This window comes from Pseudoxanthomonas sp. J35 (assembly GCF_000513995.1).
GTDB lineage: Bacteria > Pseudomonadota > Gammaproteobacteria > Xanthomonadales > Xanthomonadaceae > Pseudoxanthomonas.
In genome coordinates this window covers 1-24,847 of the sequence record NZ_AZVB01000021.1, presented here as the reverse complement: position 1 = coordinate 24,847, position 24,847 = coordinate 1, and the positions used below count along the sequence as shown (strand labels likewise).

Genomic DNA, 24,847 nt, shown 5'->3' with positions numbered 1-24,847 from the left:
GTACACTCGACCGGACAGCCCATCCAGCCGCTGCCCATGCCGTCCGACGTCGTTGCGCGCACCCGCAAGGCAGGACCCCGCCGGAGCGGCCATCCGTGACCGCCGCGCTGATGTCGCTGGCCGCGGCGCTCATGATCGCCGTGCTGCTCCTCGTCTTCCGCTGGCGTAGCGGCCACCTTGCCCGCTACGAGGCGCTGCACGCGCGCGCCGGCCACCTGACCGTGGCGCTGTGGGGATCCGGCGAACAGTTCTGGGACTTCGACCTGGAACGCCGCGAGCTGCACCTGCTGCAGGCCGAGGAAGGCGGCGACGCGCCCGGCGAGGACCTGGTGCTGGCCAGCCGCATGGTGCCACTGCCGCGGGTCCACGCCCACGACCGCCTGTTCCTGCGCCGGCGCCTGCGCGCGCACCTGCGCGGCCACGAACCGCTGTTCACCTCCGAGCACCGGGTCGACCCGGAAGGCAACGGCAACTGGGTGTGGATGCGGGTCCACGGCCGCACGGTCGAGCGCGACGCGCGCGGCCGCCCGCGCCGGCTCGCCGGTACCGCCCTGGACATCACCTCCAGCCGCCACGCCGAGGCCGAGCGCCGCATCGCCAGCGAGGTGCTGCGCAGCATGAGCGAGGCGGTGGCGGTGCTCGACCGCGAGCAGCACTTCGTCGCGGTCAACCCGGCCTTCAGCCAGATCACCGGCTACAGCGACGTCGAGGCGCTCGGCCGCCCGTTCTCGATGCTCGACAGCGACCACGGCCAGGGCCGCTACGGCGGCCTGCAGCAGGACCTGGAGCGCCGCCACTGGCAGGGCAACGTGTGGATGACCCGCCGCGACGGCGAGGAGATCCTCTGCCACGTCAAGCACAACGTCATCGCCGATGCCGGCGGCGAGGTCGGCTTCCACGTGGTCGTGCTCAGCGACATCACCGAGCAGAAGCGCGCCGAGCAGGAGCTGCGCTACCTGGCCAACTACGACGCGCTGACCAGCCTGCCCAACCGCTCGCTGCTGTCCGAGCGTCTGGCCCGGGCGATCGTGCGGGCACGCCGCGAGGGCGGGCACGTGGCGGTGCTGTTCCTGGACCTGGACCGCTTCAAGGACGTCAACGACTCGCTCGGCCACGCCGTCGGCGACCGGGTCCTGCGCGCGGCGGCCGAACGCGTGCAGCACGCGGTCGGCCCGCAGCACACGGTGGCCCGCCTCGGCGGCGACGAGTTCACCGTGGTGCTGGAGGGGCTGGCCTCGCCCGATGCCGCCGGCGAGGTGGCGCAGCGGGTGATCGAGTCCTTCGCCCTGCCGCTGGCGCTGGACGAGCAGCACGAGATCACCGTCTCGCCCTCGATCGGCATCAGCCTGTTCCCGGACCACGCCCAGGTGCCGACCGAACTGCTCAAGCACGCCGACACCGCGATGTACCAGGCCAAGGCCGCCGGCCGTCGCACCTGGCAGCTGTACTCGGCGCGGATGGACGAGGCCACCCGCCGCCGCGCCACCCTCGCCGGCCTGCTGCGCCGGGTGGTCGAGCGCGGCGAGCTGCGCCTGGTCTACCAGCCGCGCTGGTCGCTGCACGGGGAACGCCCGGTCGGCGCCGAGGCCCTGCTGCGCTGGCACAACCCGGAGTTCGGGGTGATCCCGCCGGAGCAGTTCATCCCGCTGGCCGAGGACACCGGGCTGATCCTGGAAATCGGCGAATGGGTGCTGCGCGAGGCCTGCACCACCCTGCGCCACTGGCGCGAGGCCGGGCTGCCGGCGATGACCATGTCGGTCAATGTCTCGGCGATCCAGCTGCTGCGCGGCGACCTGCCCGGCACCCTGGCGCGGATCCTGGCCGAGACCGGGGTCGCTTCCGGCCAGCTGGAACTGGAGCTGACCGAGAGCGCGATCATGGCCAACGTCGGCCGCAGCGCCAGCGTGCTGCACGCCTGCCGCAACCTGGGCGTCGGCGTGGCGGTGGACGACTTCGGCACCGGCTACTCCTCGCTGGCCTACCTCAAGCGCCTGCCGCTGACCACGCTGAAGATCGACCAGGAGTTCGTCGGCGACCTGACCCACAACCCGGACGACGAGGCCATCACCAGTACGGTGATCGCCATGGGCCACTCGCTGGACCTGACCGTGGTCGCCGAGGGCGTGGAAACGGCCGGCCAGCTGCAGTTCCTGCGCGAGCACGGCTGCGACGAGGTCCAGGGCCACTACATCGCCATGGCGATGGACCGCGACCAGTGCCAGGCCTTCCTCTCCGGGGCCACGCCGGTGCCGGCGCTGGACGCCGGCGCGCCCGCTTGACCGGTGCGCCGGGCGCTGCCTATCGTGGCCGCCATGGATGCCTCCACCGACGCCATTGCCCAGCTCCGCGCCCTCGCCGCGCGGGTCGAGGCGCTGGCCGAACGCTGCCAGCGGCTGGCCGACGAGAACCGCAGCCTGCGCCAGCAGCAGGAGCAGCTGTTCGCCGAGCGCGCCCAGCTGCTCAACAAGAACGAGCAGGCGCGTTCGCGGGTGGAGGCGATGATCGCGCGACTGAAATCGCTGGAGCAGCACACGTGAGCAACCCCAGCGAACCGGTCAGCGTCCGCATCCTCGACCGCGAGTACACCGTCGGCGTCCATGCCGACGAACGCGACAGCCTGCTTGGCGCGGCGCGCCTGCTCGACGCACGCATGCGCGAGGTGCGCGGCAACAACCGCATGGTCGCGCTGGACCGCGTCGCCGTGCTGGCGGCGTTGAACCTGGCCCACGAACTGCAGCAGCTGCGCCAGGAGCGCGACGCGCAGCAGCGTGAACTGGCCCTCACGCTGGAAACGCTGAACCGCCGCCTCGACGGGCTGCTCGGCGCCACCTCCGCCTGAATGCGCCCGCCCATAGGCGGGGTCTTGCGCCGCTGAACCGGACATTGCCGATTCCTTCGCCGCTCACGCGGCAAAGACTAGGCAGCGGATGGATGGCGGCTATAATCCACCTGCGTTCTCTGCCGTGTTCGACAGCTGGCAAAACATTCGCCTTGTCCCTTAAAAACGACACCGGGGATGCGACGACGCCGGGTGTGCATGTCCGCCATGAGCGGGAAGCCCGAAGGTTTCCGACCGTTCCCACTTGAACCTCGGGTTCAAGGTCGTTTCGCCGCATCGGCATGGTGGAGAACCATTCTTCCAGGCAGCGCCTCCCCCGCGGGAGGCGTTGTCTTTTCCGGGGCGCGCACGTGGCCGGTATGCGACACTGCGCGCCGCTCCTCCCGCCACCCAGCCGCGACCCGATGATCCAGGACCGCGCCTCGCTGCGCCGCGAACTGCGCGAACGCCGCCGCGCCCTGCCCGCTGCCGTGCGCATCGCCGCGGCCGAGGCGCTGGCCCGGCGCATCCTCGCCCTGCCCTTCCTGCCGCGCGAAGGCTACGTCTCCGGCTACTGGGCAATGGACGGCGAGATCGGCCTGCACGTCCTGCAGATGGGCCTGCCGCCGGGACTGGTCTGGTGCCTGCCGGTGCTCGATGGCGACCGGTTGCGCTTCGCGCCCTGGCGCTCCGGCGACCCGCTGGTGACCAACCGCTTCGGCATCCCCGAGCCCGATGTCGAACCGTCTTCCGCCCTGCCGCCGGAGGCCCTGTCGCTGGCGGTGATGCCGCTGGTGGGCTTCGACGCGGGCGGCCAGCGGCTGGGCATGGGAGGCGGCTGGTACGATCGCAGCTTCGCGTTCCGTCGCGACCGCGCCGCACCGCCCTGGCTGGTGGGCGTCGGCTTCGCCACCCAGCAGGTACCCGCGCTGGCGGCGGCCGACTGGGACGTCGTCCCCGACGCGATCTGCACCGAACAGGCCACCCTGCTCCGCGCCCCCGCCCGCACCACCGACCCCGCATGACCGCACGCAAACGCTACTGGCTGATGAAGTCCGAACCGGACGCCTTCTCCATCGACGACCTGCAGCGAGTGGGCGTGGAACCCTGGAACGGCGTGCGCAACTACCAGGCGCGCAACTTCATGCGCGACGGCATGAAGATCGGCGACGGCGTGCTGTTCTACCACTCCAACACCCAGGTCCCCGGCATCGTCGGCATCGCCAGCGTGGCCAGCCACGCCTACCCCGACGAAACCCAGTTCGATCCGAAGTCGGACTACCACGACCCCAAGGCCACCCGCGAGCAGCCGCGCTGGTTCCTGGTCGACGTGAAGTTCGAGCGCAAGCTCGACCGCACGATCCCGCTGGAGGAGATCAAGCGCCACGCCGAGGAACTGGGCGAAGGCTTCCCGCTGGTGGCCCGCGGCAACCGCCTGTCGGTGTTCCCGGTCACGGCGGCGCAGTGGAAGCTCCTGCTAGCGCTTGAGAAGCAGTGATTCGTGATTGGTGATTCGAAAAAGCACAGCCACCCCACCACTCGAATCACCAATCACCAATCCCCCCGAATCCCCAATCCCGAATCCCCAATCCCATGTCTGACCCCAAACGCCTGGCCGGCGAAAAGGCCATCGATTACGTCGAGGACGGCATGGTCGTCGGCGTTGGTACCGGTTCGACCGTGGCCTACTTCATCGAAGCGCTGGGCCGGATCAAGGACCGCATCGCCGGAGCGGTGTCCAGCTCCGAGCAGAGCACCGCGCGGCTGAAGGCGCTGGGCATCGAGGTGCTGGACGCCAACGCCGCCGGCCCGCTGAAGCTGTACGTGGACGGCGCCGACGAGTGCGACCCGCACAAGCGCCTGATCAAGGGCGGCGGCGGCGCGCTGACCCGGGAGAAGATCATCGCCGAGGCCAGCGAGACCTTCGTCTGCATCATCGACCCGGCCAAGCAGGTGCCAGTGCTCGGGAAGTTCCCGCTGCCGGTGGAAGTGATCCCGATGGCGCGCAGCCTGGTCGCCCGCCGCATCCTTGCCCTGACCGGCGGCCAGCCGGTGTGGCGCGACGGCGTGGTCACCGACAACGGCAACTGGATCCTGGACGTGCACAACCTGTCGATCACCGACCCGGTGGCGATGGAAACCGAGCTCAACCAGATCCCCGGCGTGGTCAGCGTCGGCCTGTTCGCGCGCCGCCCGGCCGACATCGTCATCGTCGGCGGCGAACCACCGAAGGTGCTCTGAGGCACCGGGCGGCTTGACCGCCGCCCGCCCTTGCCCGAACGTGCACGTCCGTCGTCCCAGCCACCCGGTACCGCCATGCGCTTCCGCCTGATCGTCCTGCCCCTGATGCTCCTGCTCAGCAGCTGCGCGGCCGCGAGCACGCCGTGGGTGGAGCTGGCCGGCCAGCGCTTCCAGGTGGAGGTCGCCGACGACGACGCCGAGCGTGCACGCGGCCTGATGTTCCGCGACGTGCTGCCGGATGGCCAGGGCATGCTCTTCATCCACGACCGCCAGGAACCGCAGGCGTACTGGATGAAGAACACCCGCATCCCGCTGGACATCCTCTACTTCGACGAACAGCGCCGGCTGGTCTCGCAGCAGCGCGACGTGCCGCCATGCTCCGCGGGCGACCGCTGCCCGCCCTACCCGAGCCGCCGCCCGGCCCGCTACGTGCTCGAACTCAACGCCGGCCAGGCCGCGAAGCTGGGCCTGGAGGACGGCGCCGAACTGGTGTTCGGCCCCGGCATCCCCGCGCCGACCCGCTAGAAACCCCGCGCATGCGCCCCCGGCGCCCGCCCGCCGGGGCTTGATTGTCGCCAGGGGCGGCCCCAGTCTCTGCGGCATGGGGAACGAACGCACGCCACTGCCGGACTGGAACACGCTCGCCACGCTGGACGACGACTCGCTGCCGCTGCTGCCGGCGGCCCTGCTGATCGCCCGCGACGAGTACCCGGACCTGGACCCGCGCCCCTACGACGCCGTGGTCCAGGCCCATGCCGACCACCTGCGCGGCCAGGTCGCCGCGATCGAACCGGCGCCGCTGAAGATGGCGGTGATCAACCACCACCTGTTCGAGGAAGTCGGCTACAGCGGCAACCACGACGAGTACTACGACCCGCGCAACAGCTACCTCAACCAGGTGCTGGACCGCCGCCTGGGCAACCCGATCTCGCTGGCGATGGTGCAGATGGAGGTCGCCCGCCGCCTGGGCATCGCCCTGGATGGCGTCTCCTTCCCCGGCCACTTCCTGGTGCGCCTGCCGGTGGACGGCGGCCTGCTGGTGATGGACCCGTTCAACGGCGGCCGCCCGCTGGCGGTGGAGGAACTGCGCGAACGCGCCCGCCCCCACCTGGGCGAACCGCCGGACGACACCGTCCTGCTGCAGATCCTCAGCCCCGCGCCGAACCGCGCCATCCTCGTGCGCATCCTGCGCAACCTGCACGGCGTCTACGCCGAACAGGGCCAGTGGGACCGCGCCGCGCGCAGCGTCGACCGCATCCTCAAGCTGGCCCCCGACCAGCCCGAAGCCATCCGCGACCGCGGCCTGGCCTACCTGCAGCTGGACTACCTCCCCGGCGCCCGCCAGGACCTCTCGCGCTATCTCGCCCTCGCCCCGGAAGCGCCGGACGCCGAACAGATCCGCGAACGCCTGGTCGAGGCCGCTGGCACCCGAGCAGTGGTCCACTGAGCGCAGTCCGCTGTTTCCCCCCCTCCACCAGGAGAGGTGTCGGCGGTGAGGGCCGCAGCCGCCCGTAGAGTCGGGCTCGCCCGACTCCCACGCCTGCTGCCCCGGGCCGTGCGAAAAGCAGCGGGGCAGGCCCCGCTCTACAGGAAGCGTCGCGCCCTTATGGCCCTCGCCCACCGGGAGAGGGGTCGGGGGTCGCAACCGCCCCGTAGAGTCGGGCTTGCCCGACTCCCACGCCTGACACCCAACGCCCCGCAAAGAGCAGCGGGGCAAGCCCCGCTCTACAGGAACGTCGCGCCCTGATAGCCCTCGCCTCCGGGAGAGGGTCGGAGGCTGCGGCCGCCCGTAGAGTCGGGCTTGCCCGACTCCCACGCCTGACACCCAACGCCCCGCAAAGAGCAGCGGGGCAAGCCCCGCTCTACAGAAACCTGCAGGCCGACTTCCAGAGGACTCAGCCGTTCGACGGCATGCGCGCCGGCGCAAACATGCCGCCTCGCCCCGCAGGGAGAGGGGTATCGCAGGCCAGGCTCAGCCGATCTGCACCATCTCGAAGTCTTCCCGGGTCGCCCCGCAATCCGGGCAGGTCCAGGTGTCCGGGATGTCCTCCCAGCGCGTACCCGGCGCGATGCCCTCTTCCGGCAGCCCCTCGGCCTCGTGGTAGATGAAGCCGCAGACGACGCACATCCAGCTGCGGTAGGGGGCGGTATCGGTGTCGCTCATCGGATAATGCAGGCCTGCGGTAGGGGCGCCATTGTCCCACAGCCGGCGAAACGGAACCGACATGAACCCTGCCCCGAAGAACATCCCGCGCGGCCTGTACCTCATCACCCCGGACGAAGCCGACACCGCGCGCCTGCTCGCACGTGTCGCGCCATTGCTCGAGGCGGGCGTCACCTGGCTGCAATACCGCAACAAGACCGCCAATGCCGCCCTCCGGCGCGAGCAGGCCACGGCCTTGCAGGCCCTGTGCGCCAGGGCTGGCGTCCCGCTGCTGGTCAACGACGACGCGGCCCTGGCCGCGGAGATCGGCACCGCCGGCGCCCATCTCGGCGAGGACGACGGCGCCCTGGCCGCGGCCCGGGCCGCGCTGGGCCCCGCCGCCATCCTCGGCGCCTCCTGCTACGACAGCCTGCAGCTGGCCCGCGACGCCGTGGCCAATGGCGCCAGCTACGTCGCCTTCGGCGCCTTCTTCCCGACCACCACCAAGGTCGTCACCCGCCGTGCCACCCCTGGGCTGCTGCGCGATTCCGCCGCCCTGGGCGCGCCGCGCGTGGCGATCGGCGGCATCACCCCGGACAACGGCCGCGCCCTGGTCGAAGCCGGCGCCGACCTGCTGGCGGTGATCGGCGGCGTGTTCGAGGCGCCCGACCCGCTGGCCGCGGTCCGCGCCTACCAGCGCTGCTTCGACTGAAGCAGGCGCCTGGCCGCGGCTGCGCCGGGCCCGGACAACCTGTCCCGGGCGCCACCCGTGCCCCGGCCGGCCCCCGCTCCTACAATGGCATGCTTCCGCAAACGCAGGACCTGCCCCGATGAACCACGAACGCTCCCACGCCCTGTTCTCCCGCGCGCAGCAGCTGCTGCCCGGAGGCGTGAACTCGCCCGTGCGCGCGTTCAAGTCGGTCGGCGGCGAGCCGTTCTTCGTCCAGCGCGCCGACGGCCCGTACCTGTACGACGTCGACGGCAACTGCTACATCGACTACGTCGGCTCCTGGGGCCCGATGATCGTCGGCCACAACCACCCGGCGGTGCGCGAGGCGGTGCAGCAGGCGATCGGCAACGGTCTGTCCTACGGCGCCCCGTGCGAGGCTGAGGTGGCCATTGCCGAGACCATCACCCGCCTGGTGCCGTCCTGCGAGATGGTGCGCATGGTCAACTCCGGCACCGAGGCCACCCTGTCGGCGATCCGCCTGGCGCGCGGCGCCACCGGCCGCCAGCGCATCGTCAAGTTCGAGGGCTGCTACCACGGCCACGGCGACTCGTTCCTGGTCAAGGCCGGCAGCGGCATGCTGACCCTGGGCGTGCCGACCTCGCCGGGCGTGCCGGCCGGGCTGAGCGAGCTGACCGCCACCCTCAGCTACAACGACTTCGAAGGCGCGACGAAGCTGTTCGAGGAGATCGGCGGCGAGATCGCCGCGGTGATCATCGAGCCGGTGGTCGGTAATGCGAATTGCATCCCGCCGCGCGAGGGCTACCTGCAGCACCTGCGCGACCTTTGTACGAAGCACGGCGCGCTGCTGATCTTCGACGAGGTGATGACCGGCTTCCGCGTCGCCTTGGGCGGCGCCCAGGCGCATTACGGCATCACCCCGGACCTGACCACCTTCGGCAAGATCATCGGCGGCGGCATGCCGGTGGGCGCCTATGGTGGCCGCCGCGAGCTGATGGCGCAGATCGCCCCGGCCGGCCCGATCTACCAGGCCGGCACGCTGTCCGGCAATCCGGTAGCGATGGCCGCCGGCCTGGCCATGCTGCAGCTGATCCAGGAACCGGGCTTCCACGAACGCCTGGGCGCCGCCACCGCGCGCCTGTGCGAAGGCCTGGAAGCGGCCGCGCGCGAGGCCGGCGTGGCGGTGACCACCAACCGCGTCGGCGCAATGTTCGGCCTGTTCTTCACCAGCGAGAAGGTCGAGACCTACGCCCAGGCCACCGCCTGCGACATCCCGGCGTTCAACCGTTTCTTCCACGCCATGCTCGAGCGCGGCGTGTTCCTGGCGCCGAGCGCCTACGAGGCCGGCTTCGTCTCCAGCGCCCACGACGGGGCGGTGATCGACGCCACCCTCGCCGCCGCCCGCGAGGCGTTCAAGGCCGCGCGCGGCTGAGCCAGGCCAGGTGCCGTCCGCGCGGGCGGCACCGGCGATGAGGCGCCCGCCCCGCGGCAAGGCGACGCTTCCCGGTCCGCCGCGCGCGCCGCGAACGCGGCCTGCGGCTGCTAGCGTAGGCCCATGCACCATCCGCGACCCCGCCTGCTGCTGCTCGACTTCGACGGGCTGCTGGTCCACTACTCGCACGGCGCGCGTCTGCTGCACCTGGCGCGCAGCTGCGGCGTCGAGGCGGCGCAGGTGGCCGAGGCGGTGTTCGCTTCCGGCCTGGAAGCCGCGCACGACTCCGGCAGCCTCGATACCGCCAGCTACCTGCGCCGGATCGGCGAAGCGCTCGGCAGCCGGCTGGATGAAGCGCCGTGGATCCAGGCGCGGGTCGCCTCGTGCCGGGTGCAGCCGCAGGTGGTCGAACTGGTGCGCCAGCTCGACGGCCAGGTCGCCGTGGGCATCCTCAGCAACAACGGCGGCCTGCTGCCGGAAGTCGTGCGCCAGGTGCTGCCGACGCTGCATCCGCGGTTGCACGGACGGGTGCTGTGCAGCGCGGCGCTGCAGGCCCGCAAGCCGCATCCGGGAATCTTCGCCGCCGCGCTGGCGCATTGCGGCACCGAGGCGCGGCACGCGCTGTTCGTCGACGACCTGTTCGTCAATGTCCGCGGCGCGCGTGCAGCGGGACTGCACGCCGAAACCGCGCGGGATGCGCAGACCCTGCGCAAGGTCTTCAAGCGTTACGGCCTGCTCTGAAGCGCGGTGCCGGGTGCCGCGGCGCACCTGCGGCGCGGGCGCTCAGCCGCGCGCGAGATGCCCGCGCAGCTGTTCCGCCAGCGCATCCAGCCGGCCGCAGGCCAGCGGCGCAGGCAGCCCGCGCGGATAGAAGCGCACCAGCCCGTCGCCATGCCGGCGCGGGTGCACGTGCAGGTGGAAATGCCGGACTCCCTGGCCAGCGGCCACGCCGTTGGACTGCCACAGGTTGAGCCCGGCCGGCTGCAGCGCGTCGCGGATCGCGCGGGCGACGCGGTGGGCCACCCGCATCGCATGCGCGGCGGTGTCCTCGCCAAGGTCGTAGAGGGTTTCCGCGTGCTGGCGCGGGATCACCAGCACGTGCCCTGGCACCTGCTGGCGCAGGTCCATCAGCGCCCCCACCTGCGCATCCTCCCAGACCAGGCTGGCCGGCGATGCGCCGGCCAGGATCTGGCAGAAGACGCAAGCCATCGCCGCTCAGCGCGGGGCGAGGAAGGCGTCGACGGCGCGGCGCAGGCGCGCCAGGCCCTCGGCCACGTCGGCGTCGGTGATGTTCAGCGCCGGCACCAGGCGCAGCACGTCCGGGCCGGCCTGCAGCACCATCAGGCCCTCGCGCGCGGCGAAGTCGAGGATTTCGCCGGCGCGGCCGGCGTACTGCGGCGCCAGCACCGCGCCGAGCATCAGGCCGCGGCCGCGGACCTGGGCGAACAGGCCGGTCTCGCTGCCGATCGCCATCAGCCCATCGCGCAGCGCCTGCGACTGGCGGCTGACGTTGGCCGCGATCTGCGGCGAGGCCAGCTTGCGCAGCGCCACCCGCGCCACCGCCGCGGCCAGCGGGTTGCCGCCGAAGGTGGTGCCGTGGGCGCCGAACTGCATGACCTCGGCCACCTTCGGGCCGGCCAGCATCGCGCCGATCGGGAAGCCGCCGCCCAGCGCCTTGGCCAGGGTGACGATGTCCGGGGCCACGCCGTCCTGCCAGTGCGCGAACAGGGTACCGCTGCGGCCCATGCCGGCCTGGATCTCGTCCAGCACCAGCAGTGCGTTGTGGCGGTCGCACAGCGCGCGCACCTGCTGAAGGAAGCCGGAGGCGGCCGGCATCACCCCGCCCTCGCCCTGGATCGGCTCGAGCATCACCGCGGCCACGTCGCCGGCGGCCATGGCGGTCTCCAGCTGCACGATGTCGTTGAAATCGACGTAGCGGAAGCCGCCGGGCAGCGGCTCGTAGCCTTCCTGGTACTTGGGCTGGGCGGTGGCGGTGACCGCGGCCAGGGTGCGGCCGTGGAAACTGCCGCGGAAGGTGACGATCACCCGCTGCGCCGGCGGCCGGCCCTGCGAGGCGGCCCACTTGCGCACCAGCTTGATCGCCACCTCGTTGGCCTCGGCGCCGGAATTGCACAGGAACACGCGCCTGGCGAAGCGGCTGGCGGAGACCAGTTCCTCGGCCAGGCGCAGCGGCGGTTCGCTGTAGAAGACGTTGCTGGTGTGCCACAGCTTGCCGGCCTGCTCGACCAGCGCGGCGTGCAGGTCCGGGTCGTTGTGGCCCAGGCCGCACACGGCGATGCCGGCGGCGAAGTCGACGTACTCGCGGCCCTCGCTGTCCCACAGTCGCGAGCCCTGGCCCCGCTCCAGCACCAGCTCGCGCGGGCGGTAGACGGGCAGGTAGTACTGGCGGCCGAGGTCGAGCAGCGCGGCGGTTTCGCCGGCGGGCAGCGTGGAAGCGTTCATGTCAGCAGTGGAATCCAGGGAAAGACGCCGGCGGCTGCCGGCCCGGGCATTATCCGCCCGCATCCCCTCCCCCGCCATGGCCGGCACCACCAAGCCAGGCACCGGGCGCCGCGGTGGCGGCGCTAACATCGCCTTCCTCCGCCTCTCCCGGATTCCCCATGCCCCGCATCGAGACCCTCGCCGCCCGCGCCGGCAGCGCCCCCGACCCGTCCAGCGGTGCGCTGTCGCCGCCGATCCAGCTGGCGACGACCTTCGAGCACTCCCCGGATGGCCGGCTGCCGCAGGGGTTCCTGTACCAGCGCTACGACAACCCGACCCAGCAGGACACCGAACGGGCGCTCGCCGTGCTGGACGGCGCGGCGCGGGCGCTGCTGTTCCCCACCGGCATGGCCGCCGGCGCCACCGCGCTGCAGGCGCTGCCGCCGGGCAGCCACGTGCTGCTGTGCGACGACAGCTATTTCTCGTTCCGCACCCTGGCGGTGGAGCAGTTCCGGCGCTGGGGCCTCACCTGCACAATCGTGGACTTCACCGACCTGGACGCGGTGCGCGCGGCGCTGCGCCCGGAGACGGCGCTGCTGTGGGCGGAGACGCCGTCCAATCCGCTGCTGAAGGTCTCCGACATCGCGGCGCTGGCGGACATCGCCCACGCGGCCGGTGCGCGGCTGCTGGTGGACGGCACCTTCGCCTCGCCGGTGCTGCAGCAGCCGCTGGCACTGGGCGCGGACATCGTGCTGCATTCGGCGACCAAGTACCTGGGTGGGCACGGCGACGTGATGGGCGGGGTGCTGTGCTTCGCCGACGACGGCGAGCATGCGGCGGCCTGCCACCGGTTGCGGCTGCTGGCGGGTTCGACGGCGTCGCCGTTCGCGGCGTGGATGATCCTGCGCGGGGTGCGCACGCTGCCGGCGCGGATGGCCTGGCACTGCCGCAACGCGATGCAGGTGGCGCGGTTCCTGGCCGGGCACCAGCGGGTGGAGAAGGTGCATTACCCGGGGCTGGAAAGCCATCCGCAGCACGCGGTGGCGGCGCGGCAGATGCGCGACTTCGGCGGGATGCTGTCGGTGGAGGTGGCCGGCGGCGGCGCGGCGGCGCTGGCGGTGGCCGGGCGGCTGCGGTTGTTCACCAATGCGACGTCGCTGGGCTCGACGGAGTCGCTGGTGGAGCATCGGGCCTCGATCGAGGGACCGCTGTCGACGACGCCGGGCGGGCTGCTGCGGCTGTCGGTGGGGCTGGAGCACGCGGACGACCTGGTCGCGGACCTGGAGCAGGCGCTGGCGGGTTGAAGCCTGCACGCCCCAGGCGTGTGGCGCTTCATCGCAAGCAAAGCCGGAGCGCCGGGGCCGGGACGTGCGCCAGGGCGTCACCGCGCGCAGGCGGCAGCCACTCGTGCCCCGGCTCCGGCCCGTGGCCGGAGCCTCCTCCTCTACTCCGCGTCGGCGGGCCGCGACCGTGACGCTTCACGATGGCCGGCGGCCTTATGCCGGCAACCGCGCGCGAAGCCCGCGTCCTGCCCGCCGGACCTTGGGGGGTCTTACCAGGTGCCGGTGTTGGGCATCGATGCCCACGGCTCCTGCGGCGGCAGGGGCTTGCCCTTCTGCAGCAGTTCGATCGAGATCAGGTCCGGGGTGCGGACGAAGGCCATCCAGCCGTCGCGCGGTGGACGGTTGATGGTGATGCCCATCGACTGCAGGTGGGCGCAGGTGGCGTAGATGTCGTCCACTTCGAAGGCCAGGTGGCCGAAGTTGCGGGCGCTGCCGTAGTTCTCCGGCGCCGAGCCGTCTTCCGGCGGCCAGTTGTACGTCAGCTCGATCTCGGCCTCGGGGTTTTCCGGGGCGCCGAAGTAGACCAGGGTGAAACGGCCGGCCGGGTGGTCACTGCGGCGGGTCTGCTTCAGGCCGAGGCCTTCGGTGAAGAAGCGGCTGGTGGCGTCCAGGTCGTGGACGCGGAGCATGGCGTGCAGGTACTTCATCAGGATCTTTCCAGCGTGGGGGCGGCCATTGTAGTAGCCGGCTCCGCCTGCGGCACGCGTCGGGCGTGCCGCGGGCCGTCGTGGCTCAGAGGAACAGGTCGGGCAGCAGCGGCTGCGTGGAATCGACGGCGTAGGCGGAGAAATCGCTGACGCCAGCCTCGGCCAGCACCTCGTCGTCGATCAGGAAGCGGCCGCTGAAGCCGGCGGCCCGGCGTACCAGGATGGCGTGGGCGGCGTCGGCCATGATCTCCGGGCGGCGGCCATTGGCGGCACTGACGCCGGGGATCATGTTCAGCGCATCAGTGGCGATCAGCGTGCGCGGCCACAGCGCGTTCACCGCCACGCCCTGCGGACCGAACTCGGCGGCCAGGCCGAGGGTGACGAAACTCATGCCCATCTTGGCCAGGGTGTAACCGGTGTGCGGGCCCCACCACTTCGGATCCAGCGACGGCGGCGGCGCCAGGGTGAGGATGTGCGGGTTCGGCGCCTGCAGCAGGTGCGGCAGGCAGGCCTGGGCGCAGAGGAAGCTGCCGCGCGCATTGACCTGCTGCATCAGGTCGAAGCGCTTCATCGGCGTGTCGAGGGTGCCGCGCAGCCAGATCGCGCTGGCGTTGTTGACCAGGATGTCGATGCCGCCGAAGGCGTCGACGGTGGCGGCCACGGCCGCCTGTACCTGCTCCTCCTCGCGGATGTCGCACTTCAGCGCCAGGCCCTGGCCGCCGGCCGCGTTCACCGCCTCGGCGGCGCTGTGGATGGTGCCGGGCAGCTTCGGGTTGGGCACCGAGGACTTGGCCGCGATGGCGACGTTGGCGCCGTCGCGCGCCGCGCGCAGGGCGATGGCCAGGCCGATGCCGCGCGAGGCGCCGGTGATGAACAGGGTTTTGCCGGCGAGGGTGGTCATGGAACGGGTCTTCCGGACGAGGGGAGGCCGGCATTGTCGCGCGGATGCCGCCGGTCGGCCCAGCCGCCACCCCCGGCGCCCGGCGCCACCCCCTTAAGGCTGGCGCGGGGTACCGCCACCTATAATCCCGCGCCATGAATTCCTCCTCGATGGACGCCGTACTGGCCTGGATCGGGAGCCACCCCGTCCTGGCCGGGCTGGTGGTGTTCGCGATCGCGTTCTGCGATGCGCTGATCGTGCTCGGCGCGATCGTGCCCGCCCTGCCCCTGCTGATCGCGGTGGGCGTGCTGATCGGCATGGGCGAGATCTCCGGACCGTATGCGGTGGCCTGCGTGACCCTGGGCGCCTTCCTCGGCGACGGCCTGAGCTTCTGGATCGGCCGGCGCTGGGGCCGGCGGCTGTACGGGGTATGGCCGTTCCGGCGCTATCCGCAGCTGCTGGACCGCGGCGAGGTGCTGTTCCGGCGCAACGCGTTCAAGGCGATCCTCGCCGCGCGCTACGTCGGCGCGGTGCGGCCGTTCGTGCCGGCGATCGCCGGCATCGCGCGCATGCCGCTGCGCCGCTACGCCTTCGCCAGCGGCGTGGCCTGCCTGTCGTGGGGCCTGCTGTTCCTGGCGCCGGGCTGGATCCTCGGCCGCGCCTACGACGCGGTGGCCGCGGTCGCCGGCCACCTGGTGATCGTGCTCGGCCTGCTGGCCGCGGTGCTGGGCCTGGCCTGGGCCTGGGTGCTGTACACCTACCGCTGGTTCGCCGGCCACGCCGATTCGCTGCTGCAGCGCGCGCTGGACTGGACCCACCGCCACCCGGTGATCGGACGGCACTCGGCCGCGGTGTTCGATCCCTCGCACCGCGAATCGACCTCGCTGGCGCTGCTGGCCGTGCTGCTGCTGGCGATCGGCTGGGCCTGGTTCGCCCTGCTGGTGGTGGTGATCGGCCACGGCGAGCCGCTGGCGCTGGACCTGTTCGTGCACGAGGCGATGCTGGCGCTGCGCAATCCGCTGGCCGACTACCCGATGGCGGCGCTGGCCTCGCTTGGCGACTGGCCGGTGCTGCTGCCGGCCTGCGCGGCGGTGCTGGGCTACTTCGCCTGGCGCCGGCTGTGGATGGCCGCCGCGCACTGGCTGGCGGCGCTGGCCTTCGGCCTGGCCCTGACCTGGCTGCTGGGCAACACCGTCGACGTGGTGCGCCCGCCGGGCGCGAGCAGCGGCTTCGGCTTCCCGTCGATCGCGGTGACCATGTCGACGATCGCCTTCGGCTTCTTCGCGGTGCTGATCGCGCGCGAGCTGCCCGGCCGCGACCGGGTGTGGCCGTACCTGGTGTCCGGCGTCACCGTCACCGTGATCGGCTTCGCCCGCCTGTACCTGGGCGCGCACTGGCTCAGCGACGTGGTCGGCGGGATGCTGCTGGGCATCGTCTGGCTGCTGGTGCTGGGCATCGCCTACCGCCGCCGCTTCAACCGCTCGTTCTGGGTCAAACCGGTGGCGGCGGTGTTCTACGGCGTGTTCGCGGTGGCGGCGCTGTGGTACGCGCCGCGCAACATCGAGGTCAAGCTGGCCAAGTTCGAGCCGCCGCCGGCGCTGCCGGTGGTGCAGGACCTGGAGGACTGGTGGAGCCACGAGTGGATGCTGCAACCGGCGCGGCGCAACGAGTTCGACGATGAACTGCGCTGGCCGCTGGACGTGCAGGTCGCCGGTCCGCTGCCGCCGCTGCAGGCGCGCCTCGAGGCGGCCGGCTGGCGGGTGCAGCCGCAGGCGCGCTGGGAACAGGCGATCAGCCTGCTCGACACCGATGCCAACCCCGCGGAAGTGCCGGTGCTCCCGGCCACCCTCGAGGCGCATACCGAAGCGCTGCTGATGGTCCGCGACGATCCGGATCCCACCGTGCGCCACGTACTGCGGCTGTGGCCCAGCGCGGTGCGCCTGCAGCCCGGCGACGTGCCGCTGTGGGTGGGCACGGCGCAGACCCTGAACTTCCGCCGCGACCTGGGCCTGATCGTGACCTGGCGCCCGCAGCCGGGCACGGATCCGGCGTTCGAACAGGTGCTGGCGCCGCTGCAGGACCTGCCGCATGCGGTTGCCCCGCACCCGGGATCGCAGCTGCCGGTGCTGCGCCTGCGCACCGACGGCGTCGCCCGCTAGGCGTCGTCCGGCTCTTCCTCGTCCATCCAGCCCAGCAGCAGGTCCAGGCGCCGGTGCGGATCGTCCTCCTGCAGCAGGGCCAGGCGCTGTTCGTCGCTGAGCGGCAACAGCTCGGCCAGGCGCCAGCCGACCCAGGACGCGTCCTCGAGCTGGCGCAGGTTGGCGCCGGCATGCCCGAGGTCGGGATGGGCGCCGCCGACGCGCTCCAGCAGCTCGCGCAGCAGGGTCGCCATCGCCGCGTGCTGCGGCTGCAGCGGCGTCTCGCCCGCGTCGTCGCACCAGGCCACGTCGCCGACCAGCAGGCCGTTGTCGCGGATGCGCGTGCGGGAGACGCGGAAACGGCGCTGGCCACGCACCTGCAGGGTCAGCAGGCCATTGCGGTCGCTGCCGAAATCCTCGATCACCGCCTCGACGCCGTAGGCGGCCGGCCTGGCCGGGGCGCCGACTTCCTCGCCTTCGAGGATCAGGCAGATGCCGAAGCCCTTGCTGGCACGGCCGCATTCGGCGACCAGGTCCAGGTAGCGGCGTTCGAACACGCGCAGGCCCAGCGGAGCGCCGGGCAGGAGCACGGTGTGCAGCGGGAACAGCAGCAGGGATTCGTTGGACGGCACGCAGGCAACCCGGCAGGACCAGTGGCCGCAGGGTAACCCCGCGCCACTCAGTCCTGCGTCAATCAGCCTTCATCGGCCAGCTGCGCCAGGAAGCGGCGCGGCGCGCCGTCGAAGCCGCCGTTGGACATGAACACCACGTGGTCGCCGGCGCGCGCGAGCTCGCCCAGCGCGGCCAGCAGCGCCGCGGTATCCGGCGCGGTACGCGCTTCGCCGCGCACCGCCGCGACCACCTTGCCGGCATCCCAGGCCAGTTCCGGACGATGCAGGAACACCACCGCGTCGGCCGGGTCGAGCGACGGCGCCAGCGCGTCGGCATGCGCGCCCAGCCGCATCGAATTGCTGCGCGGCTCCATCGCCACCACGATCCGCGCCGTCCCGACCTTCGCGCGCAGGCCTTCGAGCGTGGTCCGGATCGCCGTGGGATGGTGGGCGAAATCGTCGTAGACGGTGATGCCGCGGGCGTTGCCGAGCACTTCCAGGCGCCGCTTGACGCTGTGGAAGCGCGACAGCGCCGCGGCGACCTGCGACGGGGCCACGCCCACCGCATGCGCCGCCGCCAGCGCGGCCAGCGCGTTCATCACGTTGTGGCGACCGACCAGCGGCCAGCGCACGGTGCCGGCTTCCTCGCCGCGATGCAGGACCACGAAGGCGCTGCCGTCGGCCTCGACCAGGCGCGCGCTCCAGTCGAAACCGGCGCCGCCATCGGCGCGCGGGAGCGCTGCAGCGCCATCGTCCAGGCCGAAGGTTTCCACCGGCGTCCAGCAGCCCATCGCCAGCACTTCGGCCAGGTGCGCGTCCTCGCCATTCACCACCAGGCGGCCGGCGCGCGGCACGGTGCGCACGAGATGGTGGAACTGGCGCTGGATCGCGGCCAGGTCCGGGAAGATGTCGGCGTGGTCGTATTCGAGGTTGTTGAGGATGGCGACCGTCGGCCGGTAGTGGACGAACTTGCTGCGCTTGTCGAAGAAGGCGGTGTCGTATTCGTCCGCCTCGACGACGAATTCGCGGCCTGTACCGAGCCGCGCCGAGGCACCGAAATCCTCGGCGACGCCGCCAACCAGGAAGCCCGGGTCGCGCCCGGCCGCCTCCAGCAGGAACGCCAGGATCGTGGTGGTGGTGGTCTTGCCGTGGGTGCCGGCCACCGCGAGCGTGGTGCGCCCGGGCAGCACCTTCTCGGCGAGCCACTGTGCGCCGGAGGTGTAGCGGCGGCCGTCGTCGAGCACCTGCTCCACCGCGGGATTGCCGCGCGAGAGGGCGTTGCCGACGACGATTTCCTCCGCATCGGCGGAAATGTGCTCCGGCAGGTAGCCCTGCCGCAGCTGGATGCCCAGCCGTTCCAGCTGGGTGGACATCGGCGGATACACCGCCTGGTCGCTGCCTTCGACGGTGTAACCCAGTTCGCGTGCCAGCGCGGCCACGCCCCCCATGAAGGTGCCGGCGATACCGAGGATATGGATGGTGCTCATGCGCCGATTGTCGCCCATGGGCGTGGGGATTTGGGGGCGTCGTGACCTGTCGCGTGCTGGCGGTCGAGCAGCGGCAACAGCGTGGGTTCGCGCGCTCCGGACGGAGCCGCGGCAGCGCGGGGGTATGGCGCATCGCGCGGTTCCGCCGTTCCTGGCTCCAACGCGCGAACGCAGGCCATCCATGGCCTGCTTGCCCCATACCCCCGCGCTACCGCGTCTTTCGGCGCTTTCGGGTCGTGGCTTCGTTCGCTGTTTCCTTCCCGTCCCGGAAGGGGACGCCCCTGTAGAGCGGGGCTTGCCCCGCTGCCTTTCGCGTGTGCTGGGACATCAGGGCGGGGGAGTCGGGCAAGCCCGACTCTACGGGCGGCGCGACTTGCGGGATGACGGGCTTTCCGCGACGCCGATAGAAGCCATGGCCCCAACGCACCCGAGGACGTCGTCCCAAGGGGGTATGGCGCAAGCGGCACATGGATGTGCCGCGTTCGCGCGTTGGAGCAGGACGCGGAACCGCGCGATGCGCCATACCCCCTTGGGGCGGCGGCCCCATCCGGAGCTCGCCCCCCCCGATGCCGTTGCCTTTGCTGTGCCTGTGCCTGTGGCTGTGGCTATTACCGTTACCGTTGCCGTTTCCGTTGTCAGCCCTCCTGCAACCGCTTCCACCGCGCCCACGAAAAAGCGCGCGCCACCTTGCGGCGGCGCGCGCTTCGTTTGCGCTCGATGCTGGATCAGGCCTTCTTGAGCGCGGCCAGGATCCGGGCGGTGATCTCGTCCATGGTGCCGACGCCATCGATGCGGGTCAGCGTGCCGCGGTTCTCGTAGAACCCGATCACCGGCGCGGTCGAATCGTTGTAGACCTGCAGGCGCTTGCGCACCGATTCCGGGTTGTCGTCGGCGCGGCCTTCGGCCTGCGCGCGGCCGGCGATGCGCTCGACCAGCAGGTCGGTGCCCACGTCCAGCTGCACCACCGCGTCCAGCGGCTGGCCGATCTTGGCCAGCAGCCCGTCCAGCGCATCGGCCTGGGCCAGGTTGCGCGGATAGCCATCGAGGATGAAGCCGCCGCCCACGTCCTCGCGGCCCAGCCGCGACTCGAGCATGCCCAGCAGGATCTCATCGGACACCAGGTCGCCGCGCGCCATGACTTCCTTGGCCTGCAGGCCCAGCGGAGTGCCCGCCGCCACTTCGGCACGCAGCAGGTCGCCGGTCGAAATATGGGGGACACCAAGGATTTCCTTGAGGCGCGCCGCCTGCGTTCCCTTGCCCGAACCGGGCGGGCCGAGTAGTACCAGTCGCATCGATTGCTCCCTGGAGAAATGTTCCGAGGCGGCCCGGGGCGCTAGACTTTGCAGCCCGCGCGCACCGCATTGCACCGCACCATCGCGGCGCAGCTTACCGCATCCGGCACCGCAGTCCCAAGAAACCGCCCCATCCCGAGGATTCCCAACCATGGCTCGAGCCAAGCAGCAAGGCACCCTCCTGTATGCCCAGTCCGGCGGAGTCACCGCTGTCATCAACGCCACCGCCAGCGGTGTCATCACCGAGGCCCGGGCCCGCGGCGTGAAGGTGCTGGCCGCCCGCAACGGCATCCTCGGCGCCCTGCGCGAGGAACTGGTCGACACCTCGAAGGAATCCGCCGCGGCCATCGCCGCCCTCGCCCAGACCCCGGGCGGCGCCTTCGGCTCGTGCCGCTACAAGCTCAAGTCGCTGGAAGCCGACCGCGCCAAGTACGAGCGCCTGCTGCAGGTGCTGCAGGCCCACGACGTGTGGTACTTCCTCTACAACGGCGGCAACGACTCGGCCGACACCGCCTGGAAGGTCTCGCAGCTGGCCAGGGAGTTCGGCTACCCGCTGACCTGCATCGGCGTGCCCAAGACCATCGACAACGACCTGGCCGTGACCGACACCTGCCCGGGCTTCGGCTCGGCCGCCAAGTACACCGCCGTGTCCGTGCGCGAGGCCGCGCTGGACGTGGCCGCGATGGCCGAGACCTCGACCAAGGTCTTCGTCTACGAGGCCATGGGCCGCCACGCCGGCTGGCTGGCCGCGGCCGCCGGCCTGGCCGGGCAGGGCCCGGACGACGCCCCGCAGGTCATCCTGTTCCCCGAGCGCGCCTACGACGAGGCCGCGTTCCTGGCCCAGGTCGACAAGGTGGTGAAGAAGGTCGGCTGGTGCGTGGTCGTGGCCAGCGAAGGCATCCGCGACAAGGACGGCAAGTTCGTCGCCGACGCCGGCGGCGGCAAGGACGCCTTCGGCCACACCCAGCTGGGTGGCGTGTCCTCGTACCTGGCCGGCAAGGTCAAGGACGCGCTGGGCTACAAGGTCCACTGGACCCTGCCCGACTACCTGCAGCGCTCGGCCCGCCACGTCGCCAGCAAGACCGACTGGGAGCAGGCGCAGGCGGTGGGCAAGGCCGCCGTGCAGTACGCGCTCAAGGGCATGAACGCGGTGATGCCGGTGATCGTGCGCACCTCGTCCTCGCCGTACCGCTGGAAGATCGAGCCGGCGCCGCTGCACAAGGTCGCCAACCACGAGAAAACCATGCCGGCCAACTTCATCCGCAAGGACGGCTTCGGCATCACCGCCAAGGCGCGCGATTACCTGGAACCGCTGGTGCGCGGCGAGGCGCCGCTGGCCTGGGGCCGCGACGGCCTGCCGAAGTACGTCACCCTGAGGAACGTGGCGGTGAAGAAGAAGCTGCCGGCCTGGGAAGGCTGAGCAGCTGGATATGGCAGGGGCCGTCGCCGGAACCGGCGGCGGCCCTCGTGTTTACCGGCAGCGCCACGTGTCAGCGGCAAGGCTTGCCGGCCAGCGCCATCCGCGCGGTGAACTCCGGCAACGGCTGCATCTTCCCCGCGGCCGCCTGCTTCTGCGCATCCTGCAGGTAGATCCGCACCTGGCCCTGGCCATCGCGCGCCAGCGGCTGCTCGACCGGCTTGTGCCAGACCTCGACCACCGCTTCCTGCGCAGGACAGCCGGCGGCCGGGACCCGGATCCGGTCCTCGAATACCCAGCCCGCCGCCTCGGCCGGCCGCGCCTGCGCCGGCTCGACCCAGCGTGCGCGCGCCTGGCAGGTGCCGCCCACCGGCACCGGCTGCAGCCGGTACGGCGCTGACGCGTCGCCGGTGAACACGCCTTCCAGGCGGGTGCAGGCCTCGGGGATGTTGCGTACGGTATGCAGCGCGCCCACCGCCTGCGGCGTGCCTGGCGGGCGCTCGCCGCGGCGGGGCTGCGGCTCGGCCGCGCGCAGCGGGAAGGCGATCGCGGCGACGGTGGCGAGCACCACCAGCAGCAGGGCCTGGCGGAACAGTTCACGGTTGCCCGGGCGCGACGCGGGGCGGGCGGCGGCGCGTGGAGCACGGCGGGACAGGGTCCGATCGGGGGTCATCGGGTCGGTGGATGGCCGGTGGAGTGCAAAGCCTGTCACCCCCCGCATGAACGGCATGTGGCCTTGGCGCCCTGCCGTGGTCATACTCGACCCCACATCCAGGGATGTTGAACACGGTGTAACGCGCCTCGGTTTCGAGTCCGTTCCAGTGCTTCACGACTCGCCCGGCGTTGCCCCATGTTCGTCCTCGCTGGACGGCATCCACCAACCTTGGGAGGGGTTCATGCTGGAACAATACGGCCTGGCGCTGGCTCTGCTCTGCGCTGTTCTCGCCATCCTCTACGGCATCGTGTCCGCACGCTGGATCCTCGCGCAGCCCGCGGGCAACGTACGCATGCAGCAGATCGCCGCCGCCATCCAGGAAGGCGCGCGCGCCTACCTCAACCGCCAGTACCTGACCATCGCCATCGCCGGCGTGGTGCTGTTCGTGCTGGTCGGCGTGTTCCTCAACTGGTACACGGCGATCGGCTTCGCCATCGGCGCGATCCTGTCCGGCGTTGCCGGTTACATCGGCATGAACGTGTCGGTGCGTGCCAACGTCCGCACCGCCGAGGCCGCGCGCCGTGGCCTGCGCCCGGCGATGGACGTGGCATTCCGCGGCGGCGCGATCACCGGCATGCTGGTGGTCGGCCTGGGCCTGCTGGGCGTGGCCGGCTACTACTGGCTGCTGCAGGAACTGGGCCTGGAGCAGGCCGACAACCTGCACGCGCTGGTCGGCCTGGCCTTTGGCTCCTCGCTGATCTCGATCTTCGCGCGCCTGGGCGGCGGCATCTTCACCAAGGGCGCCGACGTCGGCGCCGACCTGGTGGGCAAGGTCGAGGCCGGCATCCCCGAGGACGATCCGCGCAACCCGGCGGTGATCGCCGACAACGTCGGCGACAACGTCGGCGACTGCGCCGGCATGGCCGCCGACCTGTTCGAGACCTACGCGGTCACGGTGATCGCGACCATGCTGCTGGGCGGGCTGATGCTCGAGCAGGTGGGCGCCAACGCGGTGCTGTATCCGCTGGTGCTGGGCGGCGTGTCGATCGTCGCCTCGATCATCGGCGCGTTCTTCGTGCGCACGAAGGAAGGCGGTTCGATCATGGGCGCCCTGTACAAGGGCGTGATCGTGTCCGGCGTGCTGGCGGCGATCGCGTTCTGGCCGGTCACCACCGCGCTGATGGGCAGCTCGCCGGTCGGCGCCTCGGCGCTGTACGGCTGTGCCCTGATCGGCCTGGTGCTCACCGGCCTGATCGTGTGGATCACCGAGTACTACACCGGCACCGAATACGGCCCGGTGCGCCACGTCGCGCAGGCGTCCACCACCGGCCACGGCACCAACATCATCGCCGGCCTCGGCGTGTCGATGAAGTCGACCGCGCTGCCGGTGGTCGCGGTCTGCGCGGCGATCTGGGGCGCCCACGCGCTGGCCGGCCTGTACGGCATCGCCATCGCCGCCACCGCGATGCTGTCGATGGCCGGCATGATCGTGGCCCTGGATGCCTACGGCCCGATCACCGACAACGCCGGCGGCATCGCCGAGATGAGCGAACTGCCGCCGGAGGTGCGCAACGTCACCGACCCGCTGGACGCGGTCGGCAACACCACCAAGGCGGTGACCAAGGGCTACGCGATCGGTTCGGCCGCGCTGGCCGCGCTGGTCCTGTTCGCCGACTACACCCACAACCTGCAGGCCAGCAACCCGGGCCAGACCTTCGCCTTCGACCTGTCCGACCACTACGTGATCATCGGCCTGCTGATCGGCGGCCTGATCCCCTACCTGTTCGGCGCGATGGCGATGGCGGCGGTGGGCCGCGCAGCCGGCTCGGTGGTGGAGGAAGTGCGCCGCCAGTTCCGCGAGATCGCCGGGATCATGCAGGGCACCGGCAAGCCGCAGTACGACCGCGCGGTGGACATGCTGACGAAGTCGGCGATCAAGGAAATGATCCTGCCCTCGCTGCTGCCGGTGGTGGTGCCGGTGGTGGTCGGCCTGCTGCTGGGGCCGAAGGCGCTGGGCGGCCTGCTGATCGGCACGATCGTCACCGGCCTGTTCGTGGCCATCTCGATGACCACCGGCGGCGGCGCCTGGGACAACGCCAAGAAGTACATCGAGGACGGCAACTTCGGCGGCAAGGGTTCGGAGGCGCACAAGGCCGCGGTCACCGGCGACACCGTCGGCGATCCCTACAAGGACACCGCCGGCCCGGCCATCAACCCGTTGATCAAGATCATCAACATCGTGGCCCTGCTGCTGGTGCCGCTGCTGTAGGCCCGGTGTCCCTGCCGGCGGCGGGCGCCCGTCGCCGGCACGGGCCAAGTCACTGATTTCGCATGGAAAGAAGCCCCGGCAGGGCCGGGGCTTCGCGCGTTTCGGGGGAACACCCAGGGGGTTTGTGCGGCGCAACAGGCAAGAGCGTAAAANGACCGCCCTATTTCCACCCTTGATCACGGAGCAGCAGATGGGTCTCGACCAGGTCAATTCCGGGCGCAATCCGCCCGACGAAATCAACGTCGTCATCGAGATCCCGAAGGACTCCGAGCCGGTCAAGTACGAAGTGGACAAGGAAAGCGGCGCGATCTTCGTCGACCGCATCCTCTCCACCCCGATGCGCT

The 24,847-nt window shown here is 71.3% G+C and carries 25 protein-coding genes and 1 other RNA gene; 17 read left to right on the top strand and 9 right to left on the bottom strand.

All coding sequences use genetic code 11. The annotated features are described in order from the left end of the window. The first annotated feature begins 95 nt into the window (after positions 1-95). The 9 genes from PSEJ35_RS16085 to PSEJ35_RS0111240 all read left to right on the top strand — a co-directional run bounded on the left by PSEJ35_RS16085 (position 96) and on the right by PSEJ35_RS0111240 (position 6,506). The gene (locus tag PSEJ35_RS16085; protein ID WP_232207644.1) at positions 96-2,279 is read left to right on the top strand and encodes an EAL domain-containing protein; all 2,184 of its coding nucleotides are present in this window, start codon (positions 96-98) and stop codon (positions 2,277-2,279) included. 33 nt (positions 2,280-2,312) lie between these two features. Further along, on the top strand, positions 2,313-2,537 hold the full coding sequence (locus tag PSEJ35_RS0111270; RefSeq protein ID WP_028917889.1) for a TIGR02449 family protein: 225 nt from the start codon (positions 2,313-2,315) through the stop codon (positions 2,535-2,537). After that, positions 2,534-2,839, top strand: coding sequence for a cell division protein ZapA (locus PSEJ35_RS0111265; RefSeq protein WP_028917888.1), 306 nt, complete (start codon positions 2,534-2,536; stop codon positions 2,837-2,839). The genes PSEJ35_RS0111270 and PSEJ35_RS0111265 overlap by 4 nt, the downstream gene beginning before the upstream one ends. A gap of 113 nt (positions 2,840-2,952) precedes the next feature. Further along, a non-coding RNA gene (gene ssrS, locus PSEJ35_RS17010) (6S RNA) lies at positions 2,953-3,134 on the top strand. A 109-nt stretch (positions 3,135-3,243) separates the two neighbouring features. Next, positions 3,244-3,843 (top strand): 5-formyltetrahydrofolate cyclo-ligase, encoded by a 600-nt coding sequence (locus PSEJ35_RS0111260; RefSeq protein WP_028917887.1) that lies wholly within the window; start codon positions 3,244-3,246, stop codon positions 3,841-3,843. After that, the gene (locus PSEJ35_RS0111255; protein ID WP_028917886.1) at positions 3,840-4,316 is read left to right on the top strand and encodes an EVE domain-containing protein; all 477 of its coding nucleotides are present in this window, start codon (positions 3,840-3,842) and stop codon (positions 4,314-4,316) included. Before PSEJ35_RS0111260 ends, PSEJ35_RS0111255 begins: the two co-directional genes overlap by 4 nt. 95 nt (positions 4,317-4,411) lie before the next feature. Then, a complete protein-coding gene (rpiA, locus tag PSEJ35_RS0111250) occupies positions 4,412-5,059 on the top strand; it encodes a ribose-5-phosphate isomerase RpiA (protein WP_028917885.1) in 648 nt (215 codons plus the stop codon). Positions 5,060-5,134: 75 nt separating this feature from the next. Then, positions 5,135-5,584 carry a DUF192 domain-containing protein gene (locus PSEJ35_RS0111245; protein WP_028917884.1) on the top strand — a complete coding sequence of 150 codons (450 nt, stop codon included), beginning with the start codon at positions 5,135-5,137 and terminating at the stop codon, positions 5,582-5,584. A 76-nt stretch (positions 5,585-5,660) separates the two neighbouring features. Next, positions 5,661-6,506 carry a SirB1 family protein gene (locus PSEJ35_RS0111240; RefSeq protein WP_028917883.1) on the top strand — a complete coding sequence of 282 codons (846 nt, stop codon included), beginning with the start codon at positions 5,661-5,663 and terminating at the stop codon, positions 6,504-6,506. 525 nt (positions 6,507-7,031) lie between these two features. Here the strand turns inward: PSEJ35_RS0111240 and PSEJ35_RS0111235 are convergent. Further along, on the bottom strand, positions 7,032-7,223 hold the full coding sequence (locus PSEJ35_RS0111235; protein WP_037083135.1) for a rubredoxin: 192 nt from the start codon (positions 7,221-7,223) through the stop codon (positions 7,032-7,034). A gap of 61 nt (positions 7,224-7,284) precedes the next feature. Between PSEJ35_RS0111235 and thiE the strand changes: the two genes are divergently transcribed. The 3 genes from thiE (at position 7,285) to PSEJ35_RS0111220 (ending at position 10,063) form a co-directional block, all read left to right on the top strand. Continuing rightward, positions 7,285-7,914, top strand: a complete 630-nt coding sequence (gene thiE, locus PSEJ35_RS0111230; RefSeq protein ID WP_028917881.1) for a thiamine phosphate synthase — start codon at positions 7,285-7,287, stop codon at positions 7,912-7,914. A gap of 118 nt (positions 7,915-8,032) precedes the next feature. Beyond that, complete coding sequence (hemL, locus tag PSEJ35_RS0111225; protein WP_028917880.1) at positions 8,033-9,322, top strand: glutamate-1-semialdehyde 2,1-aminomutase; 1,290 nt, start codon at positions 8,033-8,035, stop codon at positions 9,320-9,322. Between the two features lie 123 nt (positions 9,323-9,445). Beyond that, the gene (locus PSEJ35_RS0111220) at positions 9,446-10,063 is read left to right on the top strand and encodes an HAD-IA family hydrolase (protein ID WP_028917879.1); all 618 of its coding nucleotides are present in this window, start codon (positions 9,446-9,448) and stop codon (positions 10,061-10,063) included. A 42-nt stretch (positions 10,064-10,105) separates the two neighbouring features. Here PSEJ35_RS0111220 and PSEJ35_RS0111215 read toward each other — a convergent pair whose 3' ends face one another. Both PSEJ35_RS0111215 and PSEJ35_RS0111210 read right to left on the bottom strand, forming a co-directional pair. Further along, positions 10,106-10,531: an HIT domain-containing protein gene (locus tag PSEJ35_RS0111215; protein WP_028917878.1), complete on the bottom strand. Its 426-nt coding sequence runs from the start codon at positions 10,529-10,531 to the stop codon at positions 10,106-10,108. A 6-nt stretch (positions 10,532-10,537) separates the two neighbouring features. Beyond that, positions 10,538-11,785 (bottom strand): acetylornithine transaminase, encoded by a 1,248-nt coding sequence (locus tag PSEJ35_RS0111210; protein WP_028917877.1) that lies wholly within the window; start codon positions 11,783-11,785, stop codon positions 10,538-10,540. A 158-nt stretch (positions 11,786-11,943) separates the two neighbouring features. Between PSEJ35_RS0111210 and PSEJ35_RS0111205 the strand changes: the two genes are divergently transcribed. Further along, a complete protein-coding gene (locus PSEJ35_RS0111205) occupies positions 11,944-13,068 on the top strand; it encodes an aminotransferase class I/II-fold pyridoxal phosphate-dependent enzyme (RefSeq protein WP_028917876.1) in 1,125 nt (374 codons plus the stop codon). 248 nt (positions 13,069-13,316) lie between these two features. Here the strand turns inward: PSEJ35_RS0111205 and PSEJ35_RS0111200 are convergent, their stop codons facing one another. After that, complete coding sequence (locus tag PSEJ35_RS0111200; protein ID WP_028917875.1) at positions 13,317-13,754, bottom strand: VOC family protein; 438 nt, start codon at positions 13,752-13,754, stop codon at positions 13,317-13,319. A gap of 85 nt (positions 13,755-13,839) precedes the next feature. Continuing rightward, positions 13,840-14,655 carry an NAD(P)-dependent oxidoreductase gene (locus tag PSEJ35_RS0111195; RefSeq protein WP_028917874.1) on the bottom strand — a complete coding sequence of 272 codons (816 nt, stop codon included), beginning with the start codon at positions 14,653-14,655 and terminating at the stop codon, positions 13,840-13,842. A 134-nt stretch (positions 14,656-14,789) separates the two neighbouring features. On the opposite strand from PSEJ35_RS0111195, the gene PSEJ35_RS0111190 reads away from it, so the two are divergent. After that, a complete protein-coding gene (locus PSEJ35_RS0111190) occupies positions 14,790-16,793 on the top strand; it encodes a bifunctional DedA family/phosphatase PAP2 family protein (RefSeq protein ID WP_028917873.1) in 2,004 nt (667 codons plus the stop codon). On the opposite strand, the gene PSEJ35_RS0111185 is transcribed toward PSEJ35_RS0111190, so the two are convergent. The 3 genes from PSEJ35_RS0111185 to PSEJ35_RS0111175 all read right to left on the bottom strand — a co-directional run bounded on the left by PSEJ35_RS0111185 (position 16,790) and on the right by PSEJ35_RS0111175 (position 20,162). Beyond that, entirely contained in the window at positions 16,790-17,404 is a 615-nt protein-coding gene (locus PSEJ35_RS0111185) for an LON peptidase substrate-binding domain-containing protein (RefSeq protein ID WP_028917872.1), read from the bottom strand. The genes PSEJ35_RS0111190 and PSEJ35_RS0111185 overlap by 4 nt on opposite strands. A 62-nt stretch (positions 17,405-17,466) precedes the next feature. Further along, complete coding sequence (gene mpl, locus PSEJ35_RS0111180; RefSeq protein ID WP_037083131.1) at positions 17,467-18,870, bottom strand: UDP-N-acetylmuramate:L-alanyl-gamma-D-glutamyl-meso-diaminopimelate ligase; 1,404 nt, start codon at positions 18,868-18,870, stop codon at positions 17,467-17,469. A 725-nt stretch (positions 18,871-19,595) separates the two neighbouring features. After that, a complete protein-coding gene (locus PSEJ35_RS0111175; protein WP_028917870.1) occupies positions 19,596-20,162 on the bottom strand; it encodes an adenylate kinase in 567 nt (188 codons plus the stop codon). Positions 20,163-20,313: 151 nt separating this feature from the next. Here PSEJ35_RS0111175 and PSEJ35_RS0111170 point away from each other — a divergent pair, with 151 nt between their 5' ends. Further along, complete coding sequence (locus PSEJ35_RS0111170) at positions 20,314-21,582, top strand: 6-phosphofructokinase (RefSeq protein WP_028917869.1); 1,269 nt, start codon at positions 20,314-20,316, stop codon at positions 21,580-21,582. A gap of 70 nt (positions 21,583-21,652) precedes the next feature. Here the strand turns inward: PSEJ35_RS0111170 and PSEJ35_RS0111165 are convergent, their stop codons facing one another. Beyond that, a complete protein-coding gene (locus PSEJ35_RS0111165; RefSeq protein WP_232207643.1) occupies positions 21,653-22,252 on the bottom strand; it encodes a hypothetical protein in 600 nt (199 codons plus the stop codon). A gap of 223 nt (positions 22,253-22,475) precedes the next feature. On the opposite strand from PSEJ35_RS0111165, the gene PSEJ35_RS0111160 reads away from it, so the two are divergent. Both PSEJ35_RS0111160 and PSEJ35_RS17005 read left to right on the top strand, forming a co-directional pair. After that, on the top strand, positions 22,476-24,503 hold the full coding sequence (locus PSEJ35_RS0111160) for a sodium-translocating pyrophosphatase (RefSeq protein ID WP_028917867.1): 2,028 nt from the start codon (positions 22,476-22,478) through the stop codon (positions 24,501-24,503). Between the two features lie 190 nt (positions 24,504-24,693). Further along, the coding region (locus PSEJ35_RS17005) for an inorganic diphosphatase (RefSeq protein WP_198014183.1) at positions 24,694-24,847 on the top strand (154 nt) is incomplete at its 3' end.